Source organism: Helicobacter pylori (assembly GCF_011140715.1).
GTDB classification, from domain to species: Bacteria; Campylobacterota; Campylobacteria; order Campylobacterales; family Helicobacteraceae; genus Helicobacter; species Helicobacter pylori_DA.
Map to the genome: position 1 here is coordinate 21,374 of NZ_SFZZ01000058.1, position 6,544 is coordinate 27,917.

9 protein-coding genes and 1 pseudogene are annotated in these 6,544 nt (G+C 39.3%); 8 read left to right on the forward strand and 2 right to left on the reverse strand.

Translation table 11 applies throughout. The features are described 5' to 3' along the window. Positions 1–12: 12 nt before the first annotated feature. On the reverse strand, positions 13–843 hold the full coding sequence (gene panC / locus EWZ81_RS05685; RefSeq protein WP_165549314.1) for a pantoate--beta-alanine ligase: 831 nt from the start codon (positions 841–843) through the stop codon (positions 13–15). Further along, complete coding sequence (pyrF, locus tag EWZ81_RS05690) at positions 844–1,527, reverse strand: orotidine-5'-phosphate decarboxylase (protein ID WP_165549315.1); 684 nt, start codon at positions 1,525–1,527, stop codon at positions 844–846. Between the two features lie 121 nt (positions 1,528–1,648). Here pyrF and EWZ81_RS05695 point away from each other — a divergent pair, with 121 nt between their 5' ends. The 8 genes and pseudogenes from EWZ81_RS05695 (at position 1,649) to EWZ81_RS05735 (ending at position 6,324) form a co-directional block, all read left to right on the forward strand. Further along, entirely contained in the window at positions 1,649–2,314 is a 666-nt protein-coding gene (locus tag EWZ81_RS05695; RefSeq protein ID WP_165549316.1) for a carbonic anhydrase, read from the forward strand. Next, positions 2,301–3,131 carry a 3-deoxy-8-phosphooctulonate synthase gene (gene kdsA, locus EWZ81_RS05700; RefSeq protein WP_165549317.1) on the forward strand — a complete coding sequence of 277 codons (831 nt, stop codon included), beginning with the start codon at positions 2,301–2,303 and terminating at the stop codon, positions 3,129–3,131. The genes EWZ81_RS05695 and kdsA overlap by 14 nt, the downstream gene beginning before the upstream one ends. Positions 3,132–3,140: 9 nt before the next feature. After that, a complete protein-coding gene (ribH, locus tag EWZ81_RS05705; RefSeq protein ID WP_024750575.1) occupies positions 3,141–3,611 on the forward strand; it encodes a 6,7-dimethyl-8-ribityllumazine synthase in 471 nt (156 codons plus the stop codon). Between the two features lies 1 nt (position 3,612). After that, positions 3,613–4,029, forward strand: coding sequence for a transcription antitermination factor NusB (gene nusB / locus EWZ81_RS05710; RefSeq protein WP_000235740.1), 417 nt, complete (start codon positions 3,613–3,615; stop codon positions 4,027–4,029). Between the two features lie 130 nt (positions 4,030–4,159). Further along, positions 4,160–4,946, forward strand: a pseudogene (locus EWZ81_RS05720) (YaaW family protein). 192 nt (positions 4,947–5,138) lie between these two features. Next, entirely contained in the window at positions 5,139–5,900 is a 762-nt protein-coding gene (locus tag EWZ81_RS05725; RefSeq protein ID WP_000323713.1) for a YaaW family protein, read from the forward strand. A gap of 84 nt (positions 5,901–5,984) precedes the next feature. Continuing rightward, positions 5,985–6,125 carry a hypothetical protein gene (locus EWZ81_RS05730; RefSeq protein ID WP_000071330.1) on the forward strand — a complete coding sequence of 47 codons (141 nt, stop codon included), beginning with the start codon at positions 5,985–5,987 and terminating at the stop codon, positions 6,123–6,125. Positions 6,126–6,153: 28 nt separating this feature from the next. Continuing rightward, entirely contained in the window at positions 6,154–6,324 is a 171-nt protein-coding gene (locus EWZ81_RS05735; RefSeq protein ID WP_020948474.1) for a hypothetical protein, read from the forward strand. Positions 6,325–6,544: the final 220 nt, after the last annotated feature.

Sequence of the window (6,544 nt, forward strand, 5' to 3'; positions counted from 1 at the left end):
AAAAATTTCAAACTACACCCATAAATTATCTAAAAGCCTGGTTTTACCCACACGAGCCGCCACTAAAATGAGCGTGTTAGTTGGCTCTATGGTTTTTAAAGGCTCTAGCTTGTGGTTGCAAAATTCCAAATAATCCACTTCTAAATTTTTTAAAATTTCAAGCCCTAGTTTTTTCAGTTTTTCGCACGCTTTTTCGCCCCTATCTATGGCCTGCTGGATATTTTCTAAAGCTTTTGGAATGGCTAGGGCTTGTTTTCTTTCTGTGGCATTCAAATACACATTCCTAGAGCTTAAAGCCAAATGATCGCTATCTCGCGCAATCTCGCATGGCGCTATTTCAATGTCTAAAAGCAAATCTTTAACTAAATGCTGGATGATTAAAAGCTGTTGGGCGTCCTTTTTACCAAAATACGCTCTAGTGGGATTGATAAGATGGAACAATTTTAACACAACCTGAACCACCCCATCAAAATGCCCCTTACGCACCGCTCCCTCTAAAGAATGGGATAAAAATGCAGGGGCGTAGAGTTTCAGGCGTTGCTCTGCTTCATAGGGATACATTTCGTCAATTTTAGGCAAAAATACCGCATTAACGCCTAATGTTTCACACAAAGCCAAATCCTTTTCTAAAGGGCGCGGGTAAGCGCTAAAATCCTCATTAGCCCCAAATTGCGTGGGATTGACAAAAACGCTCACAATCGTGTGGGAATTTTCTTTCAAACTCCTTTCTATCAGGCTTTGATGCCCTTTGTGTAAAGCCCCCATAGTCGGCACAAACCCCACGCTTTCTTCCAAACTTTTACGATATTCTCTTAAAGCAGCAATCGTTTCTAACACGCACATTTAACAATCCTTTAAAAGCTCTAAAACCACTTCTCTAGGCTCTTTAGCCTGATAAATGGGGCGGCCTACCACGATAAAATCGCTTAAATTTTGTTTAGCTTCTTTAGCGTTCGCCACCCTTTCTTGATCTTCTTTATCGTTTTTATCCAGCCTTATGCCAGGGGTTAAAGTCAAAAAGCCTTGACCCAAAGCCTCTTTAATCGCCAAACTTTCAAACACCGAACACACCACCCCATCAATCCCGCTCTCTTTACCCATAGCGCTTAATGTGATCGCTTGCGTTTTTAAAGGGGCGTTATACACGCTCAAAAATTCCTCTTCGCTAAAGCTGGTTAAAGCGCTCACGCCCATGATCAAGGGGCGTTTTTTAAGAGCGTTTAGGCGTTGCATTAAGATTTCTAGCGCGCTTTTGCCGCTGCTCAAATGCACGGTGAGCATGTCAATTTCTAATTTCGCGCATTCTAGAGCGGCATTTGCCATCGTATAAGGAATATCATAGAGCTTCAAATCCAAAAAGATCTTAAAATTTTCATCAATCTTTCTGATTTCATCTAAAAAAACAGCCCCGTCTCTTATAAAAGATCTAAGCCCCACCTTAGCCCATAAATCTAAGCCCTTTAATTCTTGTAATAAAGAAAGATTGTCCTCTTTTTTTTCTAAATCCAATGCGACACACAATTGCATGAAAGCCCTTTAAAGTGTAAAATAACGCCATTATAACAAAAAGAAATGCAAGATTTTTAGCTATGATAAGCGTTTTAAAATGAAAACCAAGTTTAAAAAAATGAGATTTAAGGGTTAAAGAGTGGAAGCGTTTTTAGGAGCGTTAGAGTTTCAAGAGAATGAATACGAAGAGCTTAAAGAGCTTTATGAGAGCTTAAAAACCAAGCAAAAGCCCCACACTTTGTTCATTTCTTGCGTGGATTCACGAGTCGTGCCTAATTTAATCACAGGCACCAAACCGGGCGAATTGTATGTGATCCGCAACATGGGCAATGTGATCCCCCCTAAAACAAGCTATAAAGAATCCCTTTCTACCATTGCGAGCGTTGAATACGCTATTGCGCATGTGGGCATTCAAAACTTAATCATTTGCGGGCATAGCGATTGTGGGGCTTGTGGGAGCATTCATTTAATCCATGATGAAACCACCAAAGCTAAAACCCCTTACATTGCAGACTGGATACAATTCTTAGAGCCTATTAAAGAAGAATTAAAAAACCACCCGCAATTCAGCAACCACTTTGCCAAGCGTTCATGGCTTACAGAGCGTTTGAATGCGCGCTTGCAACTCAACAACCTCTTAAGCTATGATTTCATTCAAGAAAGAGTGATGGATAACGAATTAAAAATTTTTGGTTGGCACTATATCATAGAAACAGGCAGGATTTATAATTATAATTTTGAAAGCCATTTTTTTGAACTGATTGAAGAAACCATTAAACAAAGGAAAAGTCATGAAAACCCCTGAAACAAAAACCCCCAAATCCGTTTTAATCGCCGGGCCATGCGTCATTGAGAGATTAGAAAATCTAAGAAGTATCGCTACTAAATTACAACCTCTAGCCAACAACGAGCGGTTGGATTTTTATTTTAAAGCGAGTTTTGATAAGGCGAACCGCACGAGTTTAGAGAGTTACAGAGGGCCTGGTTTAGAAAAAGGCTTAGAAATGTTACAAACCATCAAAGAGGAATTTGGCTATAAAATTTTAACCGATGTGCATGAGAGCTATCAAGCAAGCGTGGCAGCCAAAGTAGCGGATATTTTACAAATCCCGGCGTTTTTGTGCCGCCAAACGGATCTGATTGTAGCAGTGAGCCAAACTAACGCTATTGTCAATATCAAAAAAGGGCAATTCATGAACCCAAAAGACATGCAATATTCTGTCTTAAAAGCCCTTAAAACGAGAGATAAAAGCATTCAAAGCCCCACTTATGAAACGGCGTTGAAAAATGGCGTGTGGCTGTGTGAAAGGGGGAGCAGCTTTGGGTATGGGAATTTAGTGGTGGATATGCGCTCTTTAAAAATCATGCGAGAGTTTGCACCGGTGATTTTTGACGCTACCCATAGCGTGCAAATGCCAGGGGGAGCGAATGGGAAAAGTTCAGGAGACAGCTCTTTTGCCCCTATTTTAGCCAGAGCGGCGGCTGCGGTGGGGATTGATGGGTTATTCGCTGAAACGCACATTGATCCTAAAAACGCCCTAAGCGATGGGGCGAACATGCTAAAACCTGATGAGTTAGAATATTTAGTAACCGACATGTTAAAAATCCAAAATTTATTTTAAAGGAATTTCATGCGAATCATAGAAGGGAAATTGCAATTACAAGGGAACGAAAGAGTCGCTATTTTAACCTCGCGCTTCAATCATATCATCACAGACAGATTAAAAGAAGGGGCGATGGATTGCTTTAAAAGGCATGGGGGCGATGAGGATCTTTTAGACATCGTATTGGTGCCTGGGGCTTATGAATTGCCTTTGATTTTAGACAAATTGTTAGAGAGCGGAAAATACGATGGCGTGTGCGTTTTAGGAGCCATTATTAGAGGGGGGACTCCGCATTTTGACTATGTGAGCGCGGAAGCGACTAAGGGTATTGCTAGCGCGATGTTAAAATACAGCATGCCGGTAAGCTTTGGCGTGCTGACCACGGACAATATTGAACAAGCGATTGAAAGAGCGGGCAGTAAAGCCGGCAATAAAGGCTTTGAAGCGATGAGCACTCTCATTGAATTGTTGAGCTTGTGCCAAACTCTCAAGGGCTAAAATGGCGACACGAACTCAAGCCAGGGGGGCTGTGGTTGAATTGTTGTATGCGTTTGAGAGCGGTAATGAAGAAATTAAAAAAATCGCTTCTAGCATGTTGGAAGAAAAAAAGATTAAAAACAACCAGTTGGCTTTCGCTTTAAGCCTTTTTAATGGCGTGTTAGAAAAAATCAATGAAATTGACGCTCTCATCGAACCGCATTTAAAAGACTGGGATTTCAAACGATTAGGGAGCATGGAAAAGGCGATTTTACGCTTAGGAGCGTATGAAATTGGCTTCACGCCCACGCAAAACCCCATCATCATCAATGAATGCATAGAGCTTGGCAAACTCTACGCTGAGCCTAACACCCCTAAATTTTTAAACGCTATCTTGGATTCTTTGAGCAAAAAACTCACTCAAAAACCCTTGAATTAAGGGCGTTTTATACCTAAATTTAAAAAATGATGCTGTAATCACTAATCACTTCACTAAAGAGAGGGTTGGTGGGATTTGAGCGAGCGGTAGGAATAAAATTAAAGGAAGAATATGGCATACAAATAGCGACTTGGAATTTTTAAAGCGATTAAGCTCTAATGATTTGAAAGATTTGTTTGATGCGCTTGTCTATGACAAAGATGGCGAAAAAAGATTTACTGAAGGATTAACGCTTTCAGAAGAATACAAAAGACATGGCAATGATTACGCTAAATACGCAGAAAGGATCGCTGAAGAATTGCAGCATTATGGGGCTAATAGCTTTGCGAGCACATTGAGAGGTACAGGGGTTTTATACAGAGAAATTTTGTGTGAAGTGTGCAATAAATTAAAAGTCAATTACAACAAAAAATCTGACACAACTTTGATTGAAGAAAACATGCTTTCTAAGCTTTTGAAAGATAGTTTAGAAAAAATGAGTGAGAGAGAGATTAAAGAACTTTGCAATGAATTAGGAGCGAAAAACACTAATAAATTAGGCAAGCAAGCCCTAAGCACAGCTGCTTTAACGCTGTTTAGAATGGGGGGGCTTCAAATCCTATCAATTAGCCTTAATTGTTGCAAATGCCGTGATAAAGGCGATTTTTCAAAGAGGGTTGTCTCTAGGGGCAAATGCCGCTCTTACAAGAGGGCTAAGCATTTTAACGGGTCCTGTTGGCTGGATCATTACGGGCGTATGGACAGCGATTGATATTGCAGGACCGGCTTATAGGGTAACCATACCGGCATGCGTTCTGATTGCCACTTTACGCCTAAAAGCACAAGCAAACGAAATTAAAATCTTCTTTAACCCTTTTTTAAAATACAATATAAACCTAGATGCTATAAAATGTCTGGGTTTTATTTTTAGCGTTTGAGAAAATTGACGCTTTAAAGCATGAAATCTATAGAGTTAAGAGCGTTGGGCTTTTGAGTTTAAGCCTTTTTAGAATATTAAGTATAGTTTTAGACAAATGATATTAAAATCAGTAACCACTTTAGAAAAACAGCGATGGAGCGTGAAAAGTCGTTTGTTTTTAATAAGTGATAAAACAATATAAAGGAATAATATGGCATACAAATATGATAGAGACTTGGAATTTTTAAAGCAATTGGAATCTAGTGATTTGTTGGATTTGTTTGAGGTGCTTGTTTTTGGTAAAGACGGCGAAAAAAGACACAATGAAAAACTGACCAGCTCCCTGGAATACAAAAGGCATGGCGATGATTACGCTAAATACGCAGAAAGAATCGCTGAAGAGTTGCAATACTATGGGAGCAATAGTTTTGCGAGTTTCATTAAAGGCGAAGGAGTCTTATACAAAGAGATTTTATGCGATGTGTGCGATAAATTAAAGGTCAACTACAACAAGAAAACTGAAACGACTTTAATTGAACAAAACATGCTTTCTAAAATCTTAGAAAGAAGTTTGGAAGAAATGGATGATGAAGAAGTGAAAGAAATGTGCGATGAATTGTCCATAAAAAACACGGACAATTTAAACAGACAAGCCTTAAGCGCGGCGACTTTAACGCTGTTTAAAATGGGAGGCTTTAAATCTTATCAATTAGCTGTCATTGTTGCGAATGCGGTCGCAAAAACCATTCTAGGGCGTGGTTTATCGCTTGCGGGCAATCAGGTGCTTACAAGAACTCTGAGCTTTTTAACAGGCCCTGTTGGCTGGATCATTACAGGCGTATGGACAGCGATTGATATTGCAGGGCCGGCTTATAGGGTAACCATACCGGCATGCATTGTGGTTGCCACTTTACGCCTAAAAACACAGCAAGCCAGTGAAGATAAGAAGTCGTTGCAAATAGAATCCATTTAAGCTTTTTTTTAGGGAAAAGGGTATAGAATGGAGATCTAGATGCGAAAACGCATCTAGTTTTTATTTTAATTTAAGGGAGACAAAATGAGTAACAGTTGCAGCAATCAAAACCACAATCAAAAAGGTGATGCTAAAAATCAAAACAACGAAAGTTGTCAAAAAAATAGCCAAAACCAAGCTAATCAATGCAACGCTAACCACGAACATAAAAACAATAAAAAGTAAGGGTTAGAGGGTTAAAGGAGGGGGTTTCTTGTGCCAAAAATCAAAACAGCAGTTCGTTAAATTAGCCCTACCTAAAGAAATCAATAAGTCTCCTACTTTCAAATCAGATTTGTTTTACATTATTAACATTCGCTTTATTGATATAACGAGTGAAATCGCCATCGCTAACGCTAGAATTAGGCATTCCTATCCAAAATGATAAGCACATCAAAATATTTTAATCATTATAGTTGCCATCATTCTCTGGTTGTGAATTAATAAAGCTCATTAGCGTCTGTAGCGCTATCTTTATATGCAGTTAGCGGGTGTGTTTAAGCCTTTTAGGGCGTTAAACATGATTTTAAAAAATGATGCTATAATCACTAATCACTAATCACTAATCACTAATCACTAATCACTAATCACTAATCACTAATCAC

Excerpts from the sequence above, each read along its gene's own strand:
- panC (WP_165549314.1), bottom strand. The coding sequence starts at position 843 with ATGTGCGTGTTAGAAACGATTGCTGCTTTAAGAGAATATCGTAAAAGT.
- pyrF (WP_165549315.1), bottom strand. The coding sequence starts at position 1,527 with ATGCAATTGTGTGTCGCATTGGATTTAGAAAAAAAAGAGGACAATCTT.
- kdsA (WP_165549317.1), top strand. The coding sequence starts at position 2,301 with ATGAAAACCCCTGAAACAAAAACCCCCAAATCCGTTTTAATCGCCGGG.
- ribH (WP_024750575.1), top strand. The coding sequence starts at position 3,141 with ATGCGAATCATAGAAGGGAAATTGCAATTACAAGGGAACGAAAGAGTC.
- nusB (WP_000235740.1), top strand. The coding sequence starts at position 3,613 with ATGGCGACACGAACTCAAGCCAGGGGGGCTGTGGTTGAATTGTTGTAT.
- EWZ81_RS05725 (WP_000323713.1), top strand. The coding sequence starts at position 5,139 with ATGGCATACAAATATGATAGAGACTTGGAATTTTTAAAGCAATTGGAA.
- EWZ81_RS05730 (WP_000071330.1), top strand. The coding sequence starts at position 5,985 with ATGAGTAACAGTTGCAGCAATCAAAACCACAATCAAAAAGGTGATGCT.